22 protein-coding genes are annotated in these 25,922 nt (G+C 52.4%); 8 read left to right on the top strand and 14 right to left on the bottom strand.

The annotated features are described in order from the left end of the window. Positions 1–4: 4 nt before the first annotated feature. A complete protein-coding gene (locus AACU94_RS11740) occupies positions 5–934 on the bottom strand; it encodes a TIGR01212 family radical SAM protein (RefSeq protein WP_064529852.1) in 930 nt (309 codons plus the stop codon). A gap of 675 nt (positions 935–1,609) precedes the next feature. Between AACU94_RS11740 and gltB the strand changes: the two genes are divergently transcribed. Together gltB and gltD are read left to right on the top strand one after the other, a co-directional pair. After that, positions 1,610–6,070 (top strand): glutamate synthase large subunit, encoded by a 4,461-nt coding sequence (gene gltB, locus AACU94_RS11735; RefSeq protein ID WP_135489478.1) that lies wholly within the window; start codon positions 1,610–1,612, stop codon positions 6,068–6,070. A 12-nt stretch (positions 6,071–6,082) separates the two neighbouring features. Next, complete coding sequence (gene gltD / locus AACU94_RS11730; RefSeq protein WP_032185200.1) at positions 6,083–7,501, top strand: glutamate synthase subunit GltD; 1,419 nt, start codon at positions 6,083–6,085, stop codon at positions 7,499–7,501. 67 nt (positions 7,502–7,568) lie between these two features. On the opposite strand, the gene nanQ is transcribed toward gltD, so the two are convergent. From nanQ to nanR, 6 genes are all read right to left on the bottom strand, one after another. After that, positions 7,569–8,033: an N-acetylneuraminate anomerase gene (gene nanQ, locus AACU94_RS11725; protein ID WP_135489477.1), complete on the bottom strand. Its 465-nt coding sequence runs from the start codon at positions 8,031–8,033 to the stop codon at positions 7,569–7,571. Beyond that, positions 8,030–8,905, bottom strand: a complete 876-nt coding sequence (gene nanK, locus AACU94_RS11720) for an N-acetylmannosamine kinase (protein WP_135489476.1) — start codon at positions 8,903–8,905, stop codon at positions 8,030–8,032. The genes nanQ and nanK overlap by 4 nt, the downstream gene beginning before the upstream one ends. After that, positions 8,902–9,591, bottom strand: a complete 690-nt coding sequence (locus tag AACU94_RS11715) for an N-acetylmannosamine-6-phosphate 2-epimerase (RefSeq protein ID WP_135489475.1) — start codon at positions 9,589–9,591, stop codon at positions 8,902–8,904. Before AACU94_RS11715 ends, nanK begins: the two co-directional genes overlap by 4 nt. A 46-nt stretch (positions 9,592–9,637) precedes the next feature. Next, positions 9,638–11,128, bottom strand: coding sequence for a sialic acid transporter NanT (gene nanT / locus AACU94_RS11710; RefSeq protein ID WP_135489474.1), 1,491 nt, complete (start codon positions 11,126–11,128; stop codon positions 9,638–9,640). A 108-nt stretch (positions 11,129–11,236) separates the two neighbouring features. Further along, positions 11,237–12,130, bottom strand: coding sequence for an N-acetylneuraminate lyase (nanA, locus tag AACU94_RS11705; protein WP_130219177.1), 894 nt, complete (start codon positions 12,128–12,130; stop codon positions 11,237–11,239). 122 nt (positions 12,131–12,252) lie between these two features. Further along, positions 12,253–13,044 carry a transcriptional regulator NanR gene (gene nanR / locus AACU94_RS11700; protein ID WP_130204540.1) on the bottom strand — a complete coding sequence of 264 codons (792 nt, stop codon included), beginning with the start codon at positions 13,042–13,044 and terminating at the stop codon, positions 12,253–12,255. A 380-nt stretch (positions 13,045–13,424) separates the two neighbouring features. On the opposite strand from nanR, the gene dcuC reads away from it, so the two are divergent. Continuing rightward, entirely contained in the window at positions 13,425–14,792 is a 1,368-nt protein-coding gene (dcuC, locus tag AACU94_RS11695) for an anaerobic C4-dicarboxylate transporter DcuC (protein ID WP_130223750.1), read from the top strand. 43 nt (positions 14,793–14,835) lie between these two features. Here the strand turns inward: dcuC and sspB are convergent, their stop codons facing one another. From sspB to zapE, 6 genes are all read right to left on the bottom strand, one after another. Then, positions 14,836–15,333: a ClpXP protease specificity-enhancing factor gene (gene sspB, locus AACU94_RS11690; RefSeq protein ID WP_064529500.1), complete on the bottom strand. Its 498-nt coding sequence runs from the start codon at positions 15,331–15,333 to the stop codon at positions 14,836–14,838. A gap of 5 nt (positions 15,334–15,338) precedes the next feature. Next, the gene (gene sspA / locus AACU94_RS11685; protein ID WP_000257293.1) at positions 15,339–15,977 is read right to left on the bottom strand and encodes a stringent starvation protein SspA; all 639 of its coding nucleotides are present in this window, start codon (positions 15,975–15,977) and stop codon (positions 15,339–15,341) included. A 268-nt stretch (positions 15,978–16,245) separates the two neighbouring features. Further along, positions 16,246–17,040 carry a DUF695 domain-containing protein gene (locus AACU94_RS11680; protein ID WP_135489473.1) on the bottom strand — a complete coding sequence of 265 codons (795 nt, stop codon included), beginning with the start codon at positions 17,038–17,040 and terminating at the stop codon, positions 16,246–16,248. Positions 17,041–17,196: 156 nt separating this feature from the next. Then, a complete protein-coding gene (gene rpsI / locus AACU94_RS11675; protein ID WP_000829818.1) occupies positions 17,197–17,589 on the bottom strand; it encodes a 30S ribosomal protein S9 in 393 nt (130 codons plus the stop codon). Between the two features lie 15 nt (positions 17,590–17,604). Beyond that, positions 17,605–18,033, bottom strand: coding sequence for a 50S ribosomal protein L13 (gene rplM, locus AACU94_RS11670; protein WP_000847559.1), 429 nt, complete (start codon positions 18,031–18,033; stop codon positions 17,605–17,607). Positions 18,034–18,252: 219 nt separating this feature from the next. Further along, a complete protein-coding gene (gene zapE, locus AACU94_RS11665) occupies positions 18,253–19,380 on the bottom strand; it encodes a cell division protein ZapE (protein ID WP_135489472.1) in 1,128 nt (375 codons plus the stop codon). A gap of 193 nt (positions 19,381–19,573) precedes the next feature. Between zapE and zapG the strand changes: the two genes are divergently transcribed. The 3 genes from zapG to degS all read left to right on the top strand — a co-directional run bounded on the left by zapG (position 19,574) and on the right by degS (position 22,651). After that, positions 19,574–19,972 carry a Z-ring associated protein ZapG gene (gene zapG / locus AACU94_RS11660; RefSeq protein WP_010345273.1) on the top strand — a complete coding sequence of 133 codons (399 nt, stop codon included), beginning with the start codon at positions 19,574–19,576 and terminating at the stop codon, positions 19,970–19,972. Between the two features lie 154 nt (positions 19,973–20,126). Beyond that, positions 20,127–21,494 carry a serine endoprotease DegQ gene (gene degQ, locus AACU94_RS11655; protein ID WP_130219168.1) on the top strand — a complete coding sequence of 456 codons (1,368 nt, stop codon included), beginning with the start codon at positions 20,127–20,129 and terminating at the stop codon, positions 21,492–21,494. Between the two features lie 89 nt (positions 21,495–21,583). Further along, on the top strand, positions 21,584–22,651 hold the full coding sequence (degS, locus tag AACU94_RS11650) for an outer membrane-stress sensor serine endopeptidase DegS (RefSeq protein WP_064529496.1): 1,068 nt from the start codon (positions 21,584–21,586) through the stop codon (positions 22,649–22,651). Positions 22,652–22,701: 50 nt separating this feature from the next. Here degS and AACU94_RS11645 read toward each other — a convergent pair whose 3' ends face one another. Next, positions 22,702–24,030, bottom strand: coding sequence for an IS4 family transposase (locus AACU94_RS11645; RefSeq protein ID WP_135489471.1), 1,329 nt, complete (start codon positions 24,028–24,030; stop codon positions 22,702–22,704). A gap of 207 nt (positions 24,031–24,237) precedes the next feature. Here AACU94_RS11645 and ycaL point away from each other — a divergent pair, with 207 nt between their 5' ends. Next, on the top strand, positions 24,238–25,002 hold the full coding sequence (gene ycaL / locus AACU94_RS11640; RefSeq protein WP_130205325.1) for a metallopeptidase YcaL: 765 nt from the start codon (positions 24,238–24,240) through the stop codon (positions 25,000–25,002). A 172-nt stretch (positions 25,003–25,174) separates the two neighbouring features. Continuing rightward, complete coding sequence (gene cmk / locus AACU94_RS11635) at positions 25,175–25,858, top strand: (d)CMP kinase (RefSeq protein ID WP_135489470.1); 684 nt, start codon at positions 25,175–25,177, stop codon at positions 25,856–25,858. Positions 25,859–25,922 lie beyond the last annotated feature (64 nt).

Raw genomic sequence — 25,922 nt, 5'->3', positions numbered from 1 at the left:
TGGTCTACGCCGTTGGAGGTAGCCACGGACGTCCCAGCGCCGATCCCTGTACGCCATGTTCAGTAAGATAGCGATCCAACTCAACCATCCCCGTCCAGCGATTTTCACACCATAGCGGTGCAAGTAGCGTCGGGCGACGGGCGCTGGCGGAAATGCGGTGGTAGATAACTTCCGGCGGCGTATGGCGAATCATTTCTCCGGCAGTGAGCGTGTAATCCTCCAGTTCAATACCGTTCAAACGCCCCGCTTCCCAGGCTTTCGCCATAATGCTGCCTTTCACAATATGCAGCGGATGCAGCTTTATGCCGTCCACGCCGGTTTCAACCACTCGCTCCAGCGTTTGCAAACATTCAGCCTGCCCTTCGCCAGGCAGCCCGACAATTAAGTGAGAACACACCTTCAGACCGCGCTGACGTGCCAGCTGAGTTGTACGCTGATAACAGGCAAAATCATGGCCGCGATTGATGCGATGCAGCGTTTTGTCGTGTGCGGTTTGCAGCCCCAGTTCCAGCCACACTTCATAGCCCTGGTCTTTATATTCACAAAGCAAATCAAGCACCGCATCTGGCACGCAGTCCGGGCGGGTACCAACACACAAACCAACGATATTGGCCTGGCTTACCGCCTGTTGATACATAGAACGCAGCACCTGAACTTCAGCAAAGGTGCTGGTATACGCCTGAAAGTAAGCCAGATAGCGTTTAGCGCGGTTAACTAAATTCGCCTGGTGCGCCAGTTGCTCGGCAATGGAACGATGCTGCTGCGCTTCATCGGCAAACGAGGCAACATTACAGAACGTGCAGCCACCACGCCCGATGGTACCGTCACGGTTAGGGCAGCTAAAACCGCCGTGCAGCGTCAGCTTATGCACCTTTTGCCCGTAACGACGGGTAAGATCACCACCAAACATATTGACTAATTTCTGTAACTGCATAATCTGATAGACCGCGCCTTGAAAAGAGGCCAAAGCCTGCCATTTTTAGCTCAATTCGGCGATGACCTGGATCAATCGCCCTGCCCTGCTTTTATCAACTGCATAATCAATCACAATTAATGAAATTCCATGCAGAACAACATGAATTACTTTTGCTTATCTGGCATCGGATTTTTTTATCTCCTTATAGATTTTAGGCAAAAACAGTAGCATGAAACGCCATTGCCGATTAAAGCAGTATAAAATACTGGCTTCTCTGCCTGTTCAAGGCAGGATAAGGGCTATCACGCCTCTAAGGCAGTCAGGAACTGAATGTTTCCCTTATGAGCATCGCATTAAGCCCAAAGAACATATATTCTTTAATTTCAATTAATTAACAAAGAATTTTGCGCCAAAGCACATTTCCAGACCAATAAGCTTGCCATTTGACCTGTATCAGCTTTCCCGATAAGTTGGAAATCCGCTGGAAGCTTTCTGGATGAGCAGCCTGCTCATCATATTTATGCAGTAATTGAGATCCCCTCTTCACCGTATTAACCGATGCGAAAAGGACAAAAAAGGGGGCGAATGCGAGGTAAGCGTATGACACGCAAACCCCGTCGCCACGCTCTTTCTGTGCCCGTGCGCAGCGGTTCGGAAGTGGGGTTCCCGCAGAGCCTGGGGAGGTTCACTGATATGTTGTACGATAAATCCCTTGAGAAGGATAACTGTGGTTTCGGCCTGATCGCCCACATAGAAGGCGAACCTAGCCACAAGGTAGTGCGTACTGCAATACACGCACTGGCCCGAATGCAGCACCGTGGCGCGATTCTCGCCGATGGTAAAACCGGTGACGGTTGCGGCCTGCTATTACAAAAACCGGATCGCTTTTTTCGCATCGTTGCGCAGGAGCGCGGCTGGCGTTTAGCAAAAAACTACGCCGTCGGGATGCTCTTTCTGAATAAAGATCCTGAACTCGCCGCTGCCGCACGCCGCATCGTTGAAGAAGAACTGCAACGCGAAACCTTGTCGATTGTCGGCTGGCGTGATGTCCCCACTAACGAAGGCGTGCTGGGTGAAATCGCCCTCTCTTCTCTGCCACGCATTGAGCAAATTTTCGTTAACGCTCCGGCTGGCTGGCGTCCGCGTGATATGGAGCGCCGTCTGTTTATCGCCCGCCGCCGCATTGAAAAGCGTCTCGAAGCCGACAAAGACTTCTACGTCTGTAGTCTGTCGAATCTGGTGAACATCTATAAAGGTCTGTGTATGCCGGCGGATCTGCCGCGCTTTTATCTGGATCTTGCGGACCTGCGTCTGGAATCAGCCATTTGCCTGTTCCACCAGCGCTTCTCCACTAACACCGTACCGCGCTGGCCGCTGGCGCAGCCGTTCCGCTATCTGGCGCATAACGGTGAAATCAACACCATCACAGGTAACCGCCAATGGGCGCGTGCGCGTACCTATAAATTCCAGACACCGCTGATCCCTGACCTGCACGACGCCGCGCCGTTCGTCAACGAAACCGGCTCTGACTCCAGCTCGATGGATAACATGCTGGAACTGCTGCTGGCAGGCGGGATGGATATCATCCGTGCTATGCGTCTGTTAGTACCACCCGCCTGGCAGAACAACCCGGATATGGACCCGGAACTGCGCGCGTTCTTCGACTTTAACTCCATGCATATGGAGCCGTGGGATGGCCCGGCGGGCATCGTGATGTCTGACGGTCGTTTTGCCGCCTGCAGCCTCGACCGTAACGGTCTGCGTCCGGCGCGCTACGTCATCACCAAAGACAAACTCATCACCTGCGCCTCTGAAGTCGGTATCTGGGATTATCAGCCTGACGAAGTGGTCGAAAAAGGCCGCGTCGGGCCAGGCGAACTGATGGTGATCGACACCCGCAGTGGGCGCATTCTGCACTCGGCAGAAACCGATGACGATCTGAAAAGCCGCCATCCATATAAAGAGTGGATGGAGAAAAACGTCCGCCGTCTGGTACCGTTTGAAGATCTGCCCGATGAAGAAGTGGGTAGCCGCGAACTGGACGACGACACGCTTGCCAGCTACCAGAAACAGTTTAACTACAGCGCGGAAGAGCTGGACTCTGTAATCCGTGTGCTGGGCGAAAACGGTCAGGAAGCCGTCGGTTCGATGGGCGACGACACTCCATTCGCCGTGCTCTCCAGTCAGCCGCGCATTATTTACGACTACTTCCGTCAGCAGTTTGCCCAGGTAACCAACCCGCCAATCGACCCGTTGCGCGAAGCGCATGTTATGTCACTCGCCACCAGTATCGGTCGTGAAATGAACGTCTTTTGCGAAGCAGAGGGCCAGGCGCACCGTTTAAGCTTTAAATCGCCGATTCTGCTCTACTCGGATTTCAAACAGCTCACGACGATGAAAGAGGAGCACTACCGCGCAGATACGCTGGATATCACCTTTGACGTCACCAAAACCACGCTCGAAGCGACGGTCAAAGAGCTGTGTGACAAAGCCGAAAAAATGGTACGTAGCGGCACTGTGCTGCTGGTGCTCTCCGACCGGAATATCGCTAAAGATCGCCTGCCGGTTCCGGCCCCGATGGCGGTTGGCGCGATCCAAACTCGTCTGGTCGATCAAAGCCTGCGTTGCGATGCCAACATCATCGTCGAAACTGCCAGCGCCCGCGATCCGCACCACTTTGCCGTGTTGCTGGGCTTCGGCGCGACGGCTATTTATCCGTACCTTGCCTATGAAACGCTGGGCCGCCTGGTAGACACTCAGGCGATTGCCAAAAATTATCGTACCGTGATGCTGAACTACCGTAACGGCATCAACAAAGGCTTGTACAAAATCATGTCCAAAATGGGCATCTCCACCATCGCCTCTTATCGCTGCTCGAAACTGTTTGAAGCGGTCGGTCTGCACGATGATGTAGTGGGCCTGTGCTTCCAGGGGGCGGTCAGCCGCATTGGCGGAGCAAGCTTTGAAGACTTCCAGCAGGATCTACTGAATCTCTCGAAACGTGCCTGGCTGGCGCGTAAGCCCATCAGCCAGGGCGGCCTGCTGAAATACGTGCACGGTGGCGAATACCACGCCTACAACCCGGACGTGGTGCGCACGCTGCAACAGGCGGTCCAGAGCGGCGAGTACAGCGACTATCAGGAATACGCGAAGCTGGTTAATGAGCGTCCGGCAACCACGCTGCGCGATCTGCTGGCAATTACGCCGGGTGAAAACGCGGTCAACATCGCTGATGTTGAACCGGCAAGCGAACTGTTTAAACGCTTTGATACCGCCGCGATGTCTATCGGCGCGTTAAGCCCGGAAGCCCACGAGGCGCTGGCGGAAGCGATGAATAGCATCGGCGGTAACTCGAACTCCGGTGAAGGCGGCGAAGACCCTGCCCGCTACGGCACTAACAAAGTGTCGCGCATCAAGCAGGTGGCTTCCGGTCGCTTCGGCGTTACTCCGGCATATCTGGTTAACGCCGACGTCATTCAGATTAAAGTCGCCCAGGGCGCGAAGCCGGGCGAAGGCGGTCAGTTGCCGGGTGATAAAGTCACTCCTTACATTGCCAAACTGCGCTATTCGGTGCCGGGCGTGACGCTGATTTCCCCGCCGCCGCACCACGATATCTACTCTATCGAGGACTTAGCGCAGCTTATTTTCGACCTCAAGCAGGTTAACCCGAAAGCGATGATCTCCGTGAAGCTGGTTTCCGAACCGGGCGTTGGCACCATCGCCACCGGCGTGGCGAAAGCTTATGCCGATTTAATTACCATTGCAGGCTATGACGGCGGCACCGGCGCAAGTCCGCTTTCATCGGTGAAATACGCAGGCTGTCCGTGGGAGCTGGGGCTTGTTGAAACACAACAGGCGCTGGTTGCCAACGGCTTGCGTCATAAAATCCGTTTGCAGGTCGATGGCGGCCTGAAAACCGGCGTTGATATCATCAAAGCGGCGATTCTCGGCGCAGAAAGTTTCGGCTTCGGCACTGGCCCAATGGTCGCGCTCGGCTGTAAATATCTGCGAATCTGCCACCTGAACAACTGCGCCACGGGTGTAGCAACTCAGGACGACAAACTGCGTAAGAATCACTATCACGGCCTGCCGTTCAAGGTGACGAATTACTTTGAGTTTATCGCCCGTGAAACCCGCGAGCTGATGGCACTGTTGGGCGTAACGCGTCTGGTGGATCTGATTGGTCGCACCGACCTGCTGAAAGAGCTGGACGGTTTCACCGCCAAACAGCAGAAACTGGCGCTGTCGAAGTTGCTGGAGACTGCCGAGCCGCATCCAGGTAAGGCGCTCTACTGCACCGAAAACAACCCGCCGTTTGATAACGGCCTGCTGAATGCGCAGTTGCTGCAACAGGCGAAACCGTTTGTCGATGAACGCCAGAGCAAAACCTTCTGGTTCGATATTCGCAACACCGACCGTTCTGTCGGCGCGTCGCTTTCAGGCTATATCGCCCAGACGCACGGCGATCAGGGGCTGGCAGCCGATCCTATCAAAGCGTACTTCAACGGCACCGCAGGCCAGAGCTTCGGCGTGTGGAACGCAGGCGGCGTAGAACTGTACCTGACCGGTGATGCCAACGACTATGTTGGTAAAGGCATGGCGGGCGGCTTAATCGCCATTCGTCCTCCGGTTGGGTCAGCCTTCCGCAGCCACGAAGCAAGCATTATCGGCAACACCTGCCTGTATGGCGCGACCGGTGGTCGTCTGTATGCCGCAGGCCGCGCGGGTGAACGTTTCGGCGTGCGTAACTCCGGTGCTATCACCGTGGTAGAAGGCATTGGCGATAACGGATGTGAATATATGACGGGCGGTATTGTCTGTATTCTGGGTAAAACCGGCGTTAACTTCGGTGCGGGTATGACCGGCGGCTTCGCTTACGTTCTCGATGAAAGTGGCGATTTCCGCAAACGCGTTAACCCGGAACTGGTCGAGGTCTTAAGCGTTGACGATCTGGCGATCCATGAAGAGCATCTGCGTGGTCTTATCACCGAGCATGTTCAGCATACTGGCTCTCAGCGCGGTGAAGAGATTCTGGCGAACTGGTCAACCTTCGCCACTAAATTTGCGCTGGTTAAACCGAAGTCCAGTGATGTAAAAGCACTGCTGGGTCACCGTAGTCGTAGCGCAGCAGAGTTGCGCGTGCAGGCGCAGTAAGGGGTAGCAACAATGAGTCAGAATGTTTATCAATTTATCGACCTGCAGCGCGTTGATCCGCCAAAGAAACCGCTGAAGATCCGCAAAATTGAGTTTGTTGAAATTTACGAGCCGTTTTCCGAAGGCCAGGCCAAAGCGCAGGCTGACCGCTGCCTGTCGTGCGGCAACCCATACTGCGAGTGGAAATGTCCGGTACACAACTACATCCCGAACTGGCTGAAGCTCGCCAATGAGGGGCGTATTTTTGAAGCGGCGGAACTGTCGCACCAGACTAACACCCTGCCGGAAGTGTGCGGACGTGTCTGCCCGCAGGATCGTCTGTGCGAAGGTTCCTGCACCCTGAACGATGAGTTTGGCGCAGTGACCATCGGCAACATTGAGCGCTATATCAACGATAAAGCGTTCGAGATGGGCTGGCGTCCGGATATGTCCGGCGTGAAACAGACCGGTAAAAAAGTGGCGATTATCGGCGCAGGCCCGGCCGGTCTGGCGTGTGCGGATGTCCTGACGCGCAACGGCGTAAAAGCGGTCGTCTTCGACCGTCACCCGGAAATTGGCGGATTGCTGACCTTCGGTATTCCGGCCTTCAAGTTGGAAAAAGAGGTAATGACGCGCCGCCGTGAAATCTTCACCGGGATGGGTATTGAATTCAAACTCAATACCGAAGTGGGCCGCGACGTGCAGCTGGACGATCTGCTGAGTGATTACGATGCCGTGTTCCTTGGCGTCGGGACTTATCAGTCAATGCGCGGCGGGCTGGAAAACGAAGACGCCGATGGCGTGTACGCAGCGCTGCCGTTCCTTATCGCCAACACCAAACAGTTAATGGGCTTTGGTGAAACTCGTGAAGAACCGTTCGTCAGCATGGAAGGTAAACGCGTGGTGGTCCTTGGCGGTGGCGATACCGCGATGGACTGCGTGCGCACGTCTGTACGCCAGGGGGCGAAGCACGTTACCTGTGCCTATCGTCGTGATGAAGAGAACATGCCGGGTTCCCGCCGCGAAGTGAAAAACGCGCGGGAAGAAGGTGTTGAGTTCAAATTCAACGTCCAGCCACTGGGTATAGAAGTGAATGGCAACGGTAAAGTCAGCGGCGTGAAAATGGTGCGTACCGAAATGGGCGAACCGGATGCCAAAGGCCGTCGCCGCGCGGAGATTGTTGCAGGTTCCGAACATATCGTTCCGGCAGATGCGGTGATCATGGCGTTTGGTTTCCGCCCACACAGCATGGAATGGCTGGCAAAACACAGCGTCGAGCTGGATTCGCAGGGGCGCATTATCGCCCCGGAAAGCAACGACAACGCCTTCCAGACCAGCAACCCGAAAATCTTTGCTGGCGGTGATATCGTCCGTGGTTCCGATCTGGTGGTGACCGCTATTGCCGAAGGTCGTAAGGCGGCAGACGGTATTATGAACTGGCTGGAAGTTTAAGCGAGATAACAATGAATTCGCCAGACAGTGTCTGGCGAATTTATAAAACGAGCTATCCAACTAAATTTTAAGCCATTAAATCAGCCTTAACCTTCACCACAACCTTTTTAATCTCTCCAGGCTCGCCAACAACGCATCCTGGTTTATGCGGTTCTCCTGGCATAAACACGGCGAACATTCCCGGTTTTAAGATGATGGTTTGCTCGTTTTCAATGGCGCTGCAAAGCTGGTAATCATCCTCATGGTGGACCTCTTCACACTGGCGCGCAGTGCCTGCCATACCAAACAGAATCCGTTCCTCACCGTTTAATAACAGCTGGATATCAATGTATTGCTCGTGCAATTCCGCTTTTTTCTCGACGGGCGATTGAGTGTTAAATGTCATGACATTCATAAAGATATTGTCGCCCTGTAATTCGTAACGACCCGGCGCTTTTTCTTGCGGTCTGGCAGCTAATGCCAGCGTTAACGCGTCCTGTAACGCAGGATGTAACCCAGCAGACGGTAATGACTGTACTTCACCCATCATCATAATTTTTCTCCCTGGGCCAACAGCGCAGCCCCAAGTAAACCTGCATCATGGCGGTAGTGCGCCGCCAGTAAATCAACATGAAATGCCGCTGGCTCCTGCGCCAGATACGTTTCCACCAGCGCCAGATACCCTTCTGCCAGACCAACGCTGCCACCGACCACTACGCACTGGCAATCAGTTGTGGCTTTAATATCAGCGATCAGCCTTGCCAGCACGCGTGCGGAGCGATGAATCAGTTGCTGCGCCTGCTCGTCGCCCTGCCCGGCGCGCGTGAAAATGGTTTTCGCATCCGCGCCAGCCAACTCCCCCTGAGCTGCCGCTGCAATGCCGCGACCAGAAGCAATCGCTTCCACGCAACCTGTGCGTCCACAGCCACAGACTGGACCATGCGGATCGGCAAGCGTATGCCCGATATGTCCCGCCAGACCACCAGGGCCGGTAAGCAGTTTGCCGCTGCTCACTACACCGCCGCCGACGCCAGTGGAAACGGTGATAAAGACCATATCGGTTACATCGCCTTCCAGCGCCTGATACTCCGCCCATGCTGCGGCCTGCGCATCATTAATGGCAATGGTCGGCAAATCGGTAAGTTGTTCCAGTGTTTTGACTAACGGAAAGTGTAGCAATCCACCGAGATTATGCGGATTCAGCGCCAGCAGGCTGCCATCGCGGATTATCCCGGTTGAAGCGATGGCAACTTGTTGCGCATGAGCGTGTAACGGGGAGACTAATGCGGATAAGGCATCACGCAGCGCCTGCGGAGTCTGGCTGGCAGGCGTAGGTAGTTCACGGCGATCGCGGATCTGCCCGTCAGCGCCAATCAGCGCGGCGGCAAGTTTAGTACCGCCGATATCAATCGCCAGTGTGGTCATAGCACCGCCTTTTTCATCGCTGTGTTGTACCACTGACAAATGTGTTCAAGACGTGTGATTGCAGAACCGACCGTCACCGCCCACGCGCCGTGGCGCATCGCATCCGCCGCCTGAGCAGGCGAGTTATAACGCCCTTCGGCAATCACCCGACATCCGGCGTCGCTCAATGTTTTCACCAGCGCCAGATCCGGCTCTTCTGGCGTTTCAGGCGTGGTATAGCCAGAAAGCGTAGTGCCAATAATTTCGGCGCCCAGCTTTTGGCATGCCAGGCCGTCTTCCAGCGTGGAACAGTCGGTCATCGCCAGTAAACCGTGATGGTGAATACGTGCCAGCAGCGTTTCAACAGGCACCGGACGCGGTCGGTCGGTGCCGTCAATGGCGATAATGTCCGCGCCCGCCTGCGCCAGCGCATCGACATCTTCAATATAGGCCGTGATGCGTACCGGAGAATCCTCCAGATCGCGTTTCACAATCCCGATAATCGGCACACTCACCACCGCACGCGCGGCTTGCAGATTTGCCACACCTTCGATGCGAATGGCAACCGCACCCGCCTGCTCTGCCGCTAATGCCATGGCAGCGACGATTTCCGGTTTATCAAGTGGGCTGTCAGGCACCGGCTGGCAGGAGACTATCAAGCCACCGTTGGCGGCGATTTTTTGATCCAGTTGTGCAAGTAACGACATACTTCTTCCCTTAGCAAAAGGCCCGGCACATGACCGGGCAACAGGATTAACTTTTGGTTTTGACTAAATCGTTTTTGGCGCTGCCAAACGGCACGGCACCGCTAAATGGTTTGCCGTCGATAGCGTCATGAGTACGCAATGCTTCCGGGCGCAGCCAACGCTGAACACGAGAAGGCATATCCAGCCCAATCAGCAGGATCACCACGAACGTCAGACTGAACGAAAGCGATCCCAGTGCCGTGCCCAGATCCAGACGTTGAGCAATCAGCGCACCAATGATCGGCGCCAGTGCGCCGCCAAGTGCACCAACGTTGTAGGTAAAACCCAGGCCCGCCGCACGCTGATCGGTATCGAAATAACCACCAATCAGTTTCGGTAAGATCCCGGAGATCCCCTGACCGAGCATCTGCTGGAAGAACAGCAACAGACCAAGTACCAAGACGTTTGCACCGCCAATCGCAAATACCGGAATAATCAGCAATTGCGAGGCTAACAGGCTACAAACGTAGGCTTTGCGCGTTCCCAGCCAGTCACCGAGGAAGCCGCCGACACAGCAACCCACCGCCGCCCCAAAGCCGCTAAAGAACAGCACATTGGCGACAGTATGCGGGTCATAAGCAAGATCGGTTTTCAGATACGTTGGCAGCAGTGCCTGAATCGGCCACGAGTAGAGGAAAGCAAATAACACAACCACCATCAGCATTACGCCCGTTGGCCAGCGTTTGCCCGTACTCTGTACCATAAAGCTGATAAAGATTGCGGCGCATAACAGCCCGAGAACAGCGACGATTGCGGCATTTTGCAGGTTACCGGCGAAGCAGAACCACAGCGCAGTAGCCGCCGCCAGCGTCATCACGATATTGGCGATGCGATGTTCACCACGGTAGAGAATATCCACCATCGTGCGCACCGGTGCTTTGCCCCCGTGTTTCTCTTTCCAGTCTTCCGCTTCCGGGATGTTTTTCCGCAGCCAGAGAGCAAAGATGATCGGCAAAATGCCGATAAAGAACAGCGCACGCCAGCCCCAGACCGGAACCACCAGGCTGTAGACCTGAGCGGCAACGACAGCACCGACAGAGAAGCCTGAAATCAGAAAACCACTGGCTTTGTTACGCAGCTGTTTTGGCCAGCTTTCAATGACATAGGTGGCGCTGGAACCGTATTCACCCGCCATCCCCATGCCTATCACCAGACGAGCGATAAACATAGTGATGTAGCCAGGCGCAAAGCCGCAGGCCAGCGTCCCGACCGAGAAGAGAACGATACTGGTGACCATTGCCAGACGACGCCCGTAGCGGTCGCCCATAGCGCCAAGCATCAGGCCGCCGAACCAACGAGAGATGAAGGCTGCGGAAATCAGACTTGCCGCCTGTACCGTTGTCAGCCCGAATTCACCTTGTACTTCAGTGAGTACCAGGGCAATTAAAACGAAATCAAAACCATCAAGCAGATATCCCAACCAGGCAGCGGAAAATGCGCGCCATTGCGCACGATTGAGATGGCGATACCACGGGATATTCTGGGTTGTAGTACTCATTGTGAGTCTCCCGCGGTGGGCAATGCCCACACGCTTTGGTATGAAAATTGTAGGGTACAGATGCGCTTAGTTCCCCTCACCCGGTAGGGGCGAGCGAGGGGAAAAAACTCACCCGCGCTCTTGCATCAACTGCTGAGCAAGCGCCTTCAGTTCTGGCAGATATTTTTCATCTACCGGACCAAACGGTTTACGGCACAGCGGAACAGACACCACATCCATATAGTGCAGGACGGTTTTCAGGCCGCGGAATACGCCGGTTTTAATGAGCAAATCAATGACTTTGTTGCACTCAGTTTGCAGCTTCTGCGCGGTCTGGATATCGCCTTCTTTCAGCGCCTTCACGATACCCTGATAACGCCAACCCATGATGTTGTAAGTGCTGCCGATACCGCCGTCTGCGCCCGCCAGCAGGCCGGAAGCAAAGATTTCGTCGTAACCGTTATAGAGCACCAGATCCGGGTGTTCGCGGCGGATCTGCTCCATCTGATAAAGATCGCCAGAGGTCTGTTTCAGCGCACCTACGCCAGGTAACGTAACCAGTGTATTGATCTGATCCAGAGTCAGTTTTACCCCGCTCAGTGCCGGAATGTTGTACACCACCATCGGCAAACCATCCGCCGAGTCAATGATTGACCGATAGTGATCGCAGTGTTCTTCAAAGCTGAAAGGATAGTAGAACGGCGTAACGGCGGAGACGGCATCGAAGCCATAACGTTTGGCTGAAGCCGCAAGCTGTTGGCTTTCAGCAGTACTGACGCAACCTACGTGAGCGATTAATTTAATCTTACCTTTCGCCTCTTCGGCGACGATTTCCATTACCTGTTCACGCTCGGAAAGGCTCTGCACAAAGGCTTCGCCTGTCGAACCACCCACGTACAAACCGTCGATGCCCTGCTGAATATTGAACTGAACCAGGCGGCGCAGACTCGCTTTATCCAGTGCTTGTTGTTGATCAAAAGGAGTCAGGAGTGCGGCCATCACGCCACGTAAATTCGTTGCCATAAATACCTCTGAAGTGATGCTTGTCTGTTGAAACGATATACCTTTATACCTGTTATACCAGATCAAATAAGCAACACATCATACAGAACGCTTATAATGCGATCTGCTTCACTAAAGTGGCATTATTTCTTTTTGTGAGTGGTTTGGCCGAAGGCGTGCCAGGTGGCAGAAACGCTGTTGAGATGCGATTGCAACGCGCGATCGGCTTCGTCGGGATCGTGGCGGCGGATCGCGTCAACGATCGCAATATGTTGTTGATAGCTGACGTTGTTATGCTCATGCAATGCCTGATCGGCGACCGTTGGGCGCGCGGCAATCAACCAGTCGAGCAAGGCAACGTGGATTGCCTTAAAGATCGGATTACCCGGGATCTCCGCCAGTACGCGGTGGAAATCAACGTCTGAACGAATGAACGCGGCATTGTTATCCAGCGACTGACTGTTGATTTCCAGGGCTTTTGCCAGCAAATCGATTTGTTCATCGGTGGCATGTTCAGCCGCATAGCGCACCAGGCTGGACTCAAAGAACAGACGTAACTGTTCGAAATGGGCTATCCCTCCTGGATGAGAAAGGAAATCTTTCGCCATACCGGACAACTCGCCGATGATGGTGTCCGCAGAAGGACGCGAGACGCGAGCGCGCTCACCGTTATTTATTTGCACCAGACCTTTACGCTTTAACGCCGCCAGTGCTTCACGCACCGAAGGACGCCCGACGTTAAAGAACGCCATGAGTTCGCGCTCAGACGGCAACTGCTCCCCTTCGCCAAACTCGCGGCGGCGGATCATCTGCTCCAGCTCTTCTTCCACCATTTCGGAGAGTTTTTTACGCGCCAGCGGACGGCTACGCAAGTTGCGACCAATTGCAGGTGAAGAATCTTCGTTTTGCGAATCAAATGCGTTCATAAGGCCCATTCTTTAAGGTCAGTGTGATTAACATCATCAATGACATCCTATCACAGGAATGAAAGCAGGGTGAAACGAAGGGTTTTACTCTTCGTACACCATCATTATCGTAATTAATTTAATAATTAACTTTTGCGAAAAATAAATATAACGTAGATAAAAACATCCCAGCTAAATTATTTACAAGAATATTCATAGACATTATGAATATTATGAACGTGTTCTTGCGAAATAATCATAAATATATATTTTATAATGAAAAATTCTCTTTATTACGATTAAAAAATTCGACACCAACACCATAAATAACCTTGTAAAAAATATAACATCATTGTTTTCAATCTGCCGTTAATGGGATTGACCATATTCTTTTGACACGGAGTTGAACAATGTTCGGCATAATTATTTCTGTCATCGTGTTAATAACGATGGGCTATTTGATCCTTAAAAATTACAAACCACAGGTGGTGCTGGCCGCAGCGGGTATCTTCCTGATGATGTGTGGTGTCTGGTTAGGGTTTGGGGGTGTACTCGATCCCGCCAAAAGCAGCGGCTACTTGATCGTCGATATTTATAATGAAATCCTGCGCATGCTGTCCAACCGCATTGCCGGGTTGGGGCTGTCGATTATGGCGGTGGGCGGTTATGCCCGCTATATGGAGCGCATAGGAGCCAGTCGGGCGATGGTGAGCTTGTTAAGCCGCCCGTTAAAGCTCATTCGCTCACCGTATCTCATACTGTCGGCAACTTACGTCATCGGTCAAATCATGGCGCAGTTTATTACCAGCGCCTCCGGTCTGGGTATGTTGCTGATGGTCACGTTATTTCCGACGCTGGTGAGTCTGGGAGTAAGTCGCCTCTCTGCGGTGGCGGTTATAGCGACCACCATGTCTATTGAATGGGGGATTCTGGAAACGAACTCCATTTTTGCCGCCCAGGTAGCGGGAATGAAAATCGCCACTTACTTCTTCCACTATCAGCTACCGGTCGCCTCTTGTGTCATTCTCTCAGTGGCAATCTCCCACTTTTTCGTACAACGCGCTTTTGACAAAAAAGATAAAAATATCAATCACGAACAGGCGGAGCAAAAGGATCTCAACAATGTCCCACCGCTCTATTACGCCATTTTACCGGTGATGCCGTTAATCCTGATGCTCGGCTCGCTGTTCCTCGCCCACGTCGGGCTGATGCAGTCAGAACTGCATCTGGTGGTGGTGATGTTACTGAGTTTGACGGTGACGATGTTTGTTGAGTTCTTCCGCAAGCATAACTTGCGCGAAACAATGGACGATGTGCAGGCGTTTTTTGACGGCATGGGTACGCAGTTTGCCAACGTGGTAACGCTGGTGGTCGCGGGTGAAATATTTGCGAAAGGCTTAACGACGATTGGCACCGTTGATGCGGTTATCAAAGGCGCCGAGCATTCTGGCCTTGGTGGCATTGGCGTGATGATTATTATGGCGCTGGTAATTGCCATTTGTGCCATTGTGATGGGCTCCGGCAATGCGCCATTTATGTCATTTGCCAGCCTTATTCCGAATATCGCAGCTGGACTGCACGTACCCGCGGTAGTGATGATTATGCCGATGCACTTTGCCACAACGCTGGCGCGTGCAGTTTCGCCGATTACTGCGGTAGTGGTAGTAACTTCAGGAATAGCAGGCGTTTCGCCCTTTGAAGTGGTGAAGCGGACTGCGATCCCAATGGCAGTCGGATTCGTGGTGAATATGATCGCCACAATTACGCTATTTTATTAAGCCCTTAAAACGACAAAACAGGCCACCTGGGCCTGTTTTTGTTTTACTTCACAACACGTAATGCCGGGCGACCACCACGTGGCGGTTGCGGCGGTTCATCATCAGGATGATTATCATCATCGCGATCTGGCTTATCGCCATCAATGACCGACATAACGGTTTCATTATCTGCCGATACATCTTCATCATTCATGATGCTGGCATCTTCGTCGTAGGCAGCTTCAGGCTCGAACATTGTGCCTGCGCCATTTTCACGGGCGTAGATAGCCAGCACAGCAGCCAGCGGTACTGAAACTTGCCGCGGGATACCGCCAAAGCGCGCGTTAAAGCGCACTTCATCATTCGCCAGTTCCAGGTTGCCGACCGCACGCGGAGCAATGTTGAGTACGATTTGCCCGTCACGTGCATATTCCATAGGAACCTGCACGCCAGGGAGCGTCACATCCACCACCAGGTGCGGCGTGAGCTGGTTATCCAGCAACCACTCATAGAATGCACGCAGCAGATAGGGACGACGTGGTGTTAGCTGTGACAAATCCATACAGATTAACTCCGGCCCAGACGCATTTCACGTTCAGCTTCGGTTAAGGAAGCAAGGAAAGAGTCACGCTCAAAGACGCGGGTCATATAGCCTTTCAGCTCTTTCGCACCCGGGCCGCTGAACTCGATGCCCAGTTGCGGCAGACGCCACAGCAGCGGAGCAAGGTAGCAATCGACCAGGCTGAACTCATCGCTCAGGAAGTACGGCTTCTGACCGAAGACCGGCGCAATCGCCAGCAGTTCTTCGCGCAGTTGCTTACGTGCGGCATCCGCTTCAGAGGCTGAACCGTTGATGATGGTGTTCATCAGCGTGTACCAGTCTTTTTCGATGCGGTGCATGTACAGGCGGCTTTCACCGCGAGCTACCGGGTAAACAGGCATCAGTGGCGGATGCGGGAAACGCTCATCCAGGTATTCCATAATGATGCGAGATTCCCACAGGGTCAGCTCACGATCCACCAGGGTCGGAACGCTCTGATTCGGGTTGAGGTCAATCAGATCCTGAGGCGGATTGTCCTTTTCCACGTGTTCGATCTCGAAACTTACACCTTTTTCAGCCAGCACGATGCGGACCTGATGGCTATAGATGTCAGTAGGACCGGAAAACAGCGTCATTACCGAACGTTTGTTGGCAGCGACAGCCATGAAAACCTCCAGGTATAGTCAGAATTTTTACTGCTACCAGCCACCAGGTGGCCAGTCAGAAGTTGTGTTACCCAGTAAGGAACGACTCTCTTTGTTCGAAAAACAAACAAAAAATGAGCAATACCCGACATTTGGGCAGAAAATTGGATGATAGTTTACCAGATTTTGCGACCTTTGTGGTGAGTCGATGCCGGAAATGGGGAAAAAGAGATGTTCCTTAGTCTGAAATGCTTGACTTAATCCCCACCAGAAATGTTGTCTGCCTCTTCTACGCCGTTGCTATCGGTGCGCCCCAGCCATCAAAACTACCGCCATGCTTTTCAGCCAAATCGGTAAGCTGGCATGTAATCTCGGTCATATGCCATTGTTCAGGAGCATCAGTGTTAGTAAATGACGCCATATACCCTGGTTGTTGGTCGTTCATCCGAATGCTCACCAGCGTAATGCCATATGGCAATTTCGTCACGTCCTCCGCAAAGGCGCGTGCAGCAGCTTCTGTCGGCAATGTCGCGTAGTAATCAATGGTGCGTGGAAGAGTCAAATCGTCACCATGTTCCAGCAGCCCACGGCATACGCGGGAATCGTGTATCCAGTTCCAGTCATATTTCGACGGATACAGGAACTGGCGATAGTAATTTCCGTTATCGTTTTTACTCATACTATAGCTGCAAGAGACTTCCGGGCCACCCGCGAGCAATTTATCCAGCGTTCTTTCCCAGTCCAGATCTTTTTCCGACTGGAAAACAAAATCGCGCCAGCCTTCTTGTGTTACCACCCCCACCAACCAAATCGGTAATGCCTTGCCCCTCTCCTCAAGCCAGTCCTCGATACGATTTAAACGTTGTGTTTCATCAGGCTGCGGTAAACCGTTTTCATAACAATGGGTATAACGCACACGAAAGAACCAGGTGTGGTTAAGTCGATCAAATCTTTCGTCCTGAATGGCGCCGATATCAACACGTATGCCCGTGACATGGTCATCCACTGTTGTAATAAAGAACTCCCATTTATTCGACAACGTTAAAGATTCTTTCTTGTTAAACAATGCATTAAATAATCCCATCGCGATATCCTTTTCTACAGTACGTGGAAAATACTATTAAAAAGAGAATAATGCTGAAGAGAGAGGGAAAAGAGGCTGGAATCGGACTTTAGCCATAAAAAAACCCGCCGAAGCGGGTTTTTTTCGCAAATTGTATTCTGCCGAAGCAGAAAGCAATTAACGTTTGGAGAACTGCGGACGACGACGTGCTTTACGCAGACCGACTTTCTTACGTTCAACCTGACGAGCGTCACGAGTAACGAAGCCAGCTTTACGCAGTTCAGAACGCAGGGATTCGTCGTACTCCATCAGAGCGCGGGTGATACCGTGACGGATCGCACCAGCCTGACCAGAGATACCACCACCTTTAACAGTGATGTACAGATCCAGTTTCTCAACCATGTCGACCAGTTCCAGCGGCTGACGAACTACCATGCGGGCAGTTTCACGACCGAAGTACTGTTCCAGAGAACGTTGGTTGATAACGATTTTACCGTTGCCCGGTTTGATGAAAACGCGAGCTGCGGAACTTTTGCGGCGACCAGTGCCGTAGTATTGATTTTCAGCCATTGCCTATAATCCCGATTAGATGTCAAGAACTTGCGGTTGCTGTGCCGCGTGGTTGTGCTCGTTACCCGCGTAAACTTTCAGTTTACGGAACATAGCACGACCCAGCGGGCCTTTTGGCAACATGCCTTTAACCGCGATTTCAATCACACGCTCAGGACGGCGAGCAATCATCTCTTCAAAGGTCGCTTGTTTGATACCACCGATGTGACCGGTGTGGTGATAGTACACTTTGTCAGTACGCTTGTTGCCGGTTACAGCAACTTTGTCAGCGTTCAGAACGATGATGTAATCACCGGTATCTACGTGCGGAGTGTATTCCGCTTTGTGCTTACCGCGCAGGCGACGAGCCAGTTCAGTAGCCAGACGGCCCAGAGTTTTACCGGTCGCGTCAACAACATACCAGTCGCGTTTTACGGTTTCTGGTTTAGCTGTAAAAGTTTTCATTAAAAGCTTACCCAATAAATAGTTACACGTTGGTGAACACCCAAACGTCTTCAATTGTTGAGGTTCACACGACAAAGTCCGGCAAACCTACCCCTTCGAATAGCCTATGCCAGCACACAAAAAGTTTCGGGAAAAAAAACTTTCTTGTAACGTGGGGTCGCAGGATTATAGAGAAGTCGGGGTCAAAGATCGACCCCTTTTTGTGATTTATGGCAGGTTTTACCCCGCCAAATGCTCGCGCTTCAAATACTCTTCGCTCTGCATCTCTTGTAGACGTGACAGGCAACGCTGGAACTCAAACTTCAGTCGCTCGCCCTGATAAATTTCATACAAAGGCACTTCTGCGCTCACCACTAATTTGACATGGCGCTCGTAAAACTCATCCACCAGCGCAATAAAACGTCGTGCTTCGCTCTCCATCAACCGCGTCATGACTGGCACATCAAACAACATCACTGTGTGAAACAGGCGTGAGAGCGCTATATAGTCATGCTGGCTGCGGGCATCGACACACAAGGTGGTAAAAGAGACGGCAAGCGTCTGATTCTCAACGCCCATTGTCGCCAGCGGTCGATGGTTAATTTCTAACGTCGGTGAATTTTCGCGTTTCGCCCCCGCCAGCACCAACCAAAGTTTATCCATTTGCGCACGGGTTTCATCATTGAGCGGCGACAGCCATAAATGCGCCTGGGTAAGCGTTCGTAGTCGATAATCGACGCCTGCATCGACATTCATTACATCGCAATACTGTTTAATGGCGTCGATAGCCGGTAGAAAACGCGCTCGTTGCAGACCATTACGATAAAGCTCATCAGGCGGAATATTTGACGTTGCGACCAGCGTTATTCCGCGAGCGAACAGGGCTTTCATTAAACCGCCAAGCAACATGGCATCGGTAATATCCGAAACAAAAAATTCATCAAAACAGAGGACATCGGTTTCTGCTTTGAAGCGATCGGCAATAATTTCCAGCGGGTCAGTCTGCCCCTGTAATGCAGTCAGTTCTTCATGCACGCGCAGCATAAAACGGTGAAAGTGCAGGCGCTGTTTCCGCTCACCCGGCAAACTTTGATAGAAAAGGTCCATCAGCCAGGTTTTCCCGCGTCCTACACCGCCCCACATATATAAGCCACGCACCGGCGCACTGCTTGCCTCTTCGCGCTTACCCCACAGTTTACCGACTCGCGCCATTAACCCACTCGCCCTCGCAGTGGGCTGCGTGCTGTTGATTAATTCCTGGTAGATAATCTCCAGCCGACTGACGGCCTCTTTTTGTACGTCGTCAGGTTGATGGCTGCCTTCATTGAGCGCCTTCAGGTATTGCGATGTTGGGGTTACGCTTTGCATGATGTTCTTGTTATTCCTTGAATAATCGGTGTGCCGTTGTTCACGGTTGACGAAAAAAAGGCCGTTCTACACTACGCGATATGCAGTCGGGATTCCACTTCTGTGGAATTAACGGTTATAGTGGCATAATCAGCCGCAGGCATGGAGCCTGAAGCCAACACCCTACGGAAACAAAAGACAACGGGAGATGTTCATGACCTGGGAATATGCGCTAATTGGGTTAGTCGTCGGCATCATTATTGGTGCTGTGGCCATGCGTTTTGGTAATCGTAAACTACGCCAGCAACAGGCGTTGCAGTACGAACTGGAAAAAAATAAAGCTGAACTGGACGAGTATCGCGAAGAGTTGGTTAACCACTTTGCCCGCAGCGCGGAATTACTGGATACCATGGCGCATGACTATCGCCAGTTGTATCAACACATGGCGAAAAGCTCCAGCAGCCTGCTGCCGGAACTGTCCGCAGAAGCAAACCCGTTCCGTAATCGTCTGGCTGAGTCTGAAGCCAGCAACGATCAGGCACCGGTGCAGATGCCACGCGACTATTCTGAAGGCGCATCTGGCCTGCTGCGCACTGGCGCAAAGCGCGACTAATTTATTTTGCGGGCGCAGCCATTGCGCCCTCCTCTTCTCTCCCTCCCCGACTATCATTTAATCTGGTGTCTCATTGTTAGCCGTCTGAAAATTCAATAACATCAAACTGTTTTGAATCTCTTTTTCTTATCATTCAGGTACGAGAGCAGGAATAATGAAAAAACAAACCCAGCTGTTGAGTGCATTAGCGTTAAGTGTCGGGTTAACTCTCTCGGCGCCGTTTCAGGCTGTCGCGTCGATTCCCGGCCAGGTTGCCGGTCAGGCGCCATTGCCCAGCCTGGCCCCGATGCTGGAAAAAGTGCTTCCCGCGGTGGTAAGCGTGCGAGTTGAAGGGACTGCCAGCCAGGAACAGAAAATCCCGGAAGAATTCAAAAAATTTTTTGGCGATGATTTACCGGATCAACCTGCGCAACCCTTTGAAGGTTTAGGCTCCGGTGTCATCATCAATGCCAATAAAGGTTATGTGCTGACCAACAATCACGTCATCAATCAGGCACAGAAAATCAGTATTCAGCTCAATGACGGACGCGAGTTTGATGCGAAATTGATTGGCAGCGATGACCAGAGCGATATCGCCCTGCTACAAATTCAGAATCCGAGCAAATTAACGCAAATCGCCATTGCCGACTCCGACAAACTGCGCGTCGGTGATTTTGCCGTCGCTGTCGGTAACCCGTTTGGCCTTGGGCAAACCGCGACTTCAGGCATTGTTTCCGCATTAGGTCGCAGCGGGTTAAATCTCGAAGGTCTGGAAAACTTTATCCAGACCGATGCTTCCATTAACCGGGGTAACTCCGGCGGTGCGCTGTTAAACCTTAACGGCGAGTTGATTGGTATTAACACCGCAATTCTTGCCCCTGGCGGCGGTAGCGTCGGGATTGGTTTTGCTATCCCCAGCAATATGGCGCGTACCCTGGCGCAGCAACTTATTGACTTTGGTGAAATTAAACGCGGTCTGTTAGGCATTAAAGGTACCGAGATGAGTGCCGATATCGCCAAAGCGTTTAATTTAGATGTTCAGCGCGGCGCCTTTGTCAGCGAAGTGCTGCCAGGTTCTGGCTCGGCAAAAGCGGGCGTGAAAGCAGGCGATATTATTACCAGCCTCAACGGCAAACCGCTCAATAGCTTCGCCGAGTTGCGTTCCCGCATCGCCACCACTGAACCTGGTACTAAAGTGAAGCTTGGTCTGTTACGTAACGGCAAGCCGCAGGAAGTGGAAGTGACGCTTGATACCAGCACATCTTCTTCAGCCAGTGCAGAGATGATTACACCGGCGCTGGAAGGCGCAACGTTGAGTGACAGTCAGCTAAAAGATGGCGGAAAAGGCATTAAGATTGACGAAGTTGTCAAAGACAGCCCCGCCGCTCAGGCAGGTTTACAGAAAGATGATGTAATTATTGGCGTGAACCGCAATCGGGTGAACTCGATTGCTGAGATGCGCAAAGTACTGGCAACCAAACCGGCTATTATTGCCCTGCAAATCATGCGCGGTAATGAGAGCATTTACCTGCTAATGCGTTAATGTCATAAACCGGGCATCAGGCTGACGTGTGATGTCCGGTTAACTCGTGATATGCTGCTGCCGTTCCCTTTTTTAATGACACCTCCATCATGTTTGTGAAGCTCTTACGATCCGTTGCGATTGGATTAATTGTCGGTGCGATTTTGCTGGTTGCCATGCCTTCGCTGCGCAGCATTAACCCGCTTTCCACACCGCAATTCGACAGTGCTGACGAGACGCCTGCCAGTTATAATCTGGCGGTCCGCCGCGCCGCGCCAGCTGTGGTAAATGTCTATAACCGTGGTTTGAACACATCCTCACACAACCAGCTTGAGATCCGTACGCTAGGGTCAGGTGTGATCATGGATCAACGTGGTTATATCATTACCAATAAACATGTAATCAACGACGCCGATCAGATCATCGTCGCCTTACAGGATGGTCGTGTTTTTGAAGCGTTGCTGGTTGGCTCTGATTCACTGACCGATCTGGCGGTGCTCAAAATTAATGCCACTGGCGGTTTACCCACCATTCCAATCAATTCTCGTCGCATACCGCACATTGGCGATGTAGTGCTGGCGATCGGCAACCCGTACAACCTCGGGCAAACCATTACCCAGGGGATTATCAGCGCCACGGGTCGCATCGGCCTGAACCCGACCGGGCGGCAAAACTTTCTGCAAACCGATGCATCCATTAACCACGGCAACTCCGGCGGTGCACTGGTGAACTCGCTGGGCGAACTGATGGGCATCAACACACTGTCGTTTGATAAGAGTAACGATGGCGAAACTCCAGAAGGCATCGGTTTTGCCATTCCCTTCCAGTTGGCAACCAAAATTATGGATAAGCTAATCCGCGATGGACGTGTTATTCGTGGCTATATCGGTATTGGCGGCCGCGAAATCGCACCATTACACGCGCAAGGTGGTGGTATCGATCAACTGCAAGGGATTGTGGTTAATGAAGTGTCACCTGATGGCCCGGCGGCTAATGCCGGTATCCAGGTCAACGATCTGATTATCTCAGTGGACAACAAACCTGCAATCTCCGCTCTGGAGACAATGGATCAAGTGGCAGAAATTCGACCAGGTTCGGTGATTCCGGTGGTGGTGATGCGTGACGATAAAAAACTGACATTGCAGGTCACTATTCAGGAATATCCTGCAACCAATTAAGTCGTGCGCTCAAAACAAAAAACCGGAGACGTTGCTCTAATGCCAGTCAGTTAAGCAACTGACTGGCCTTTTTTTAAGGCTGTGGGGTATCTCCAGGGCCTTTCCTTTACCACCCTGGGGAAGGCCCTTTCCCTTCTTATCGGCAACCTTACCAGTTGTCCCATACTTTCAAGATCCTGCATCAGCTCCGGAATACGACCTGGTGAAGCCCCCTGAAGGGTCATCAGCATTCTCATGACCATGCCGCATGATTCTGAGAAGCTCAGCTGATTCGGCCAGTATCCTTTCAGATGGCCCGCCATTTTAATCATCTGATATCTCACCAGATTATACGCCAGTAACACGCCCCATAACTCCTGCTCCACAAGCTCCAGCTTTTTACTTCTCAGCGTCAGCCTGCTCAGTTGCATCGTCTGTTTCATTTCCCTGTATCCCAGTTCTATCTCCCATCGATGACTGTACAGGTCCGCCATTTCCCCTCCGGGGTAACGCATGGCGTCCGTCATCGACGTCAGCAGATGGCACATTTTTCCCTTGCGCGTCACGGTCAGCAGGCGGGCTGTCATCTCCTGTCCCAGATCCGGCCACTTTTTTCGCGCCTGAGGACTGGTTTTCAGCTTCACCAGATGGTCGCCTTTACCCAGTTTCCTGACCTCTTCATACTGCGCACCCTTTCTGAGCGGGATCATCCAGTGACGGTGTTCTCCCGCCCGGCTCCATGCATTCAGCAGTCCCAGTGAGTAATAACCTTTATCCATTAAGGTCAGGGTGTTATCGCCGGTCTGCTCTATCAGTTGCTCCGCGAGCTCATTTTCGCTGTTTTTCATCGTGCCGAAGGCCGCTGCTGTCAGCAGATGGCTGGTCAGCTCCATCTGACAGACCATTTTAACCTGTGGGTAGAGTGCCGGGGTTCCGCCATGTGTCTGGCGGGGAAAGGCACTATCGTTTTCCGGCGTATCCGGTGTGCGCCAGAACACACCATCGATGGCCAGCAGGGTCAGGCCGCACCAGTGCGGATGCGACGTGGCGTTATGCCAGAGCTGCGCTGTCTGCGTGAACACGCGGCGGACGGCTTCGCTTCCCAGCCGCTGACGGGCCTGGATCACGGCGCTGGGGGCAACGAAGGGACGATTGCCGGGTAACATGATATCCAGACGGTTAACGATCTGATGAAGCGGTTCTTTACGTTCAAGGGCCATGCCGACAATACACCAGACCATCATTTCAAGAGGAAGGCGGCGCTTACGCAGGGTGACGGTGCCGGATTCGGCAAGGCAGCGGGAAATCAGTTCCGGGTCCAGATAGTCGCCCAGAGAAGTCAGTGGGTTACGCAGGGAATCGTAACGGGATACCAGATCAAGAGCCTGTCCAATGTGCATAAAAAAATCCGGAAACGGGTGAGCATTTCCGGATTCTTACACAGCCACTGGATCGGTCAACCGATCCTTAACTGATCGGCATTACGGCACATTGCCGGCGTTTTTTTTTCGGACCTTGTGAGTCATTTTGAACAGTGGTAACGTCGATTATCAATGTAACTTATTGATACATAATATTTATATATGATTAATCAACGGATGATTCACATGAAGAATACTAAATTACTGCTGGCGATTGCGACTTCTGCAGCACTACTGACAGGGTGTCAAAATACGCACGGTATTGATACCAATATGGCTATCAGCTCCGGTTTAAATGCCTATAAAGCTGCAACGTTAAGCGACGCCGATGCAAAAGCCATTGCCAATCAGGGCTGTACCGAAATGGACAGCGGCAATCAAGTTGCAAGCAAATCCAGCAAGTACGGTAAACGTCTGGCAAAAATCGCCAAAGCATTGGGTAACAACATTAACGGTACGCCGGTTAACTATAAGGTTTATATGACCAGCGACGTTAACGCATGGGCGATGGCAAACGGCTGTGTCCGTGTCTACAGTGGCCTGATGGACATGATGAACGACAACGAAATTGAAGGCGTTCTGGGTCATGAACTGGGACACGTTGCATTGGGTCACTCTCTGGCTGAAATGAAAGCATCTTATGCGATTGTTGCCGCACGCGATGCAATTTCCGCCACCAGCGGTGTTGCTTCCCAGCTTTCTCGCTCGCAACTGGGCGATATCGCAGAAGGCGCTATCAATGCTAAGTACTCCCGCGATAAAGAGTCTGAAGCAGATGATTTCTCCTTTGATCTGCTGAAGAAACGTGGCATTAACACCCAGGGACTGGTCGGTAGCTTTGAAAAACTGGCCAGCCTGGATGGTGGTCGTACTCAATCTATGTTTGACTCTCATCCACCATCAGCAGAGCGTGCACAGCACATCCGCGATCGTATCGCCTCCGGTAAGTAAATCATTGTCATCTTTCGGGCTGGTCTTTCGCCAGCCCGCTATAATTGCGCAATAAATCCCCATCTGAATACAGACAAAACTGGTTTTTGCACACAACGTTAACGATTTGTGGCGCCGACGCGTATAATGCGCGCGGTTATGTTAACGGTACGCCTGTTTTAAGGAGATAAAGATGACGGCAATTGCCCCGGTTATTACCATTGATGGCCCAAGCGGTGCAGGGAAAGGCACCTTGTGTAAGGCTATGGCGGAAGCGTTGCAATGGCATCTGCTGGACTCGGGTGCAATTTATCGCGTACTGGCACTGGCGGCATTACATCACCATGTTGATGTTGCGTCGGAAGATGCGCTGGTGCCGCTGGCATCCCATCTGGATGTACGTTTTGTGTCGACCAATGGCAATCTGGAAGTGATCCTCGAAGGGGAAGATGTCAGCAGCGAAATTCGTACTCAGGAAGTGGCGAATGCTGCTTCACAAGTCGCTGCATTCCCACGCGTTCGTGAAGCATTATTGCGTCGCCAACGCGCATTCCGGGAGTTACCCGGTTTGATCGCCGATGGTCGCGATATGGGGACAGTGGTATTCCCTGATGCGCCAGTAAAAATTTTCCTTGACGCCTCCTCGGAAGAACGTGCGCATCGCCGCATGCTACAGTTGCAGGAGAAGGGCTTTAGTGTTAACTTTGAGCGCCTTTTGGCCGAGATCAAAGAACGCGACGACCGCGATCGTAATCGCGCGGTAGCGCCCTTGGTTCCGGCAGCCGATGCTTTAGTTTTGGATTCCACCACCTTAAGCATTGAGCAAGTGATTGAAAAAGCGTTACACTACGCGCGCCAAAAATTGGCTCTCGCATAAGCGACCGAATTTGCAGTACCCCCGTTGCAATGGAATGACAGCGGGTATGTTAAACAACCCCATC

The sequence above is a fragment of the Escherichia sp. E4702 genome, assembly GCF_963883545.1.
Classification (GTDB): Bacteria; Pseudomonadota; Gammaproteobacteria; order Enterobacterales; family Enterobacteriaceae; genus Escherichia.
The sequence above is the reverse complement of the archived record's forward strand: the minus strand, read 5'-3'. Positions and strand labels throughout refer to the sequence as shown.

Bases quoted from the DNA above. Each gene is read 5' to 3' on its own strand.
- gltD (WP_032185200.1), top strand. From the start codon at position 6,083: ATGAGTCAGAATGTTTATCAATTTATCGACCTGCAGCGCGTTGATCCG.
- nanK (WP_135489476.1), bottom strand. From the start codon at position 8,905: ATGACCACACTGGCGATTGATATCGGCGGTACTAAACTTGCCGCCGCG.
- nanA (WP_130219177.1), bottom strand. From the start codon at position 12,130: ATGGCAACGAATTTACGTGGCGTGATGGCCGCACTCCTGACTCCTTTT.
- AACU94_RS11740 (WP_064529852.1), bottom strand. From the start codon at position 934: ATGCAGTTACAGAAATTAGTCAATATGTTTGGTGGTGATCTTACCCGT.
- dcuC (WP_130223750.1), top strand. From the start codon at position 13,425: ATGTTCGGCATAATTATTTCTGTCATCGTGTTAATAACGATGGGCTAT.
- nanQ (WP_135489477.1), bottom strand. From the start codon at position 8,033: ATGATGATGGGTGAAGTACAGTCATTACCGTCTGCTGGGTTACATCCT.
- degQ (WP_130219168.1), top strand. From the start codon at position 20,127: ATGAAAAAACAAACCCAGCTGTTGAGTGCATTAGCGTTAAGTGTCGGG.
- sspA (WP_000257293.1), bottom strand. From the start codon at position 15,977: ATGGCTGTCGCTGCCAACAAACGTTCGGTAATGACGCTGTTTTCCGGT.
- AACU94_RS11715 (WP_135489475.1), bottom strand. From the start codon at position 9,591: ATGTCGTTACTTGCACAACTGGATCAAAAAATCGCCGCCAACGGTGGC.
- AACU94_RS11645 (WP_135489471.1), bottom strand. From the start codon at position 24,030: ATGCACATTGGACAGGCTCTTGATCTGGTATCCCGTTACGATTCCCTG.
- sspB (WP_064529500.1), bottom strand. From the start codon at position 15,333: ATGGATTTGTCACAGCTAACACCACGTCGTCCCTATCTGCTGCGTGCA.
- cmk (WP_135489470.1), top strand. From the start codon at position 25,175: ATGACGGCAATTGCCCCGGTTATTACCATTGATGGCCCAAGCGGTGCA.
- zapE (WP_135489472.1), bottom strand. From the start codon at position 19,380: ATGCAAAGCGTAACCCCAACATCGCAATACCTGAAGGCGCTCAATGAA.
- gltB (WP_135489478.1), top strand. From the start codon at position 1,610: ATGTTGTACGATAAATCCCTTGAGAAGGATAACTGTGGTTTCGGCCTG.
- rplM (WP_000847559.1), bottom strand. From the start codon at position 18,033: ATGAAAACTTTTACAGCTAAACCAGAAACCGTAAAACGCGACTGGTAT.
- zapG (WP_010345273.1), top strand. From the start codon at position 19,574: ATGACCTGGGAATATGCGCTAATTGGGTTAGTCGTCGGCATCATTATT.
- nanT (WP_135489474.1), bottom strand. From the start codon at position 11,128: ATGAGTACTACAACCCAGAATATCCCGTGGTATCGCCATCTCAATCGT.
- rpsI (WP_000829818.1), bottom strand. From the start codon at position 17,589: ATGGCTGAAAATCAATACTACGGCACTGGTCGCCGCAAAAGTTCCGCA.
- AACU94_RS11680 (WP_135489473.1), bottom strand. From the start codon at position 17,040: ATGGGATTATTTAATGCATTGTTTAACAAGAAAGAATCTTTAACGTTG.
- nanR (WP_130204540.1), bottom strand. From the start codon at position 13,044: ATGGGCCTTATGAACGCATTTGATTCGCAAAACGAAGATTCTTCACCT.
- ycaL (WP_130205325.1), top strand. From the start codon at position 24,238: ATGAAGAATACTAAATTACTGCTGGCGATTGCGACTTCTGCAGCACTA.
- degS (WP_064529496.1), top strand. From the start codon at position 21,584: ATGTTTGTGAAGCTCTTACGATCCGTTGCGATTGGATTAATTGTCGGT.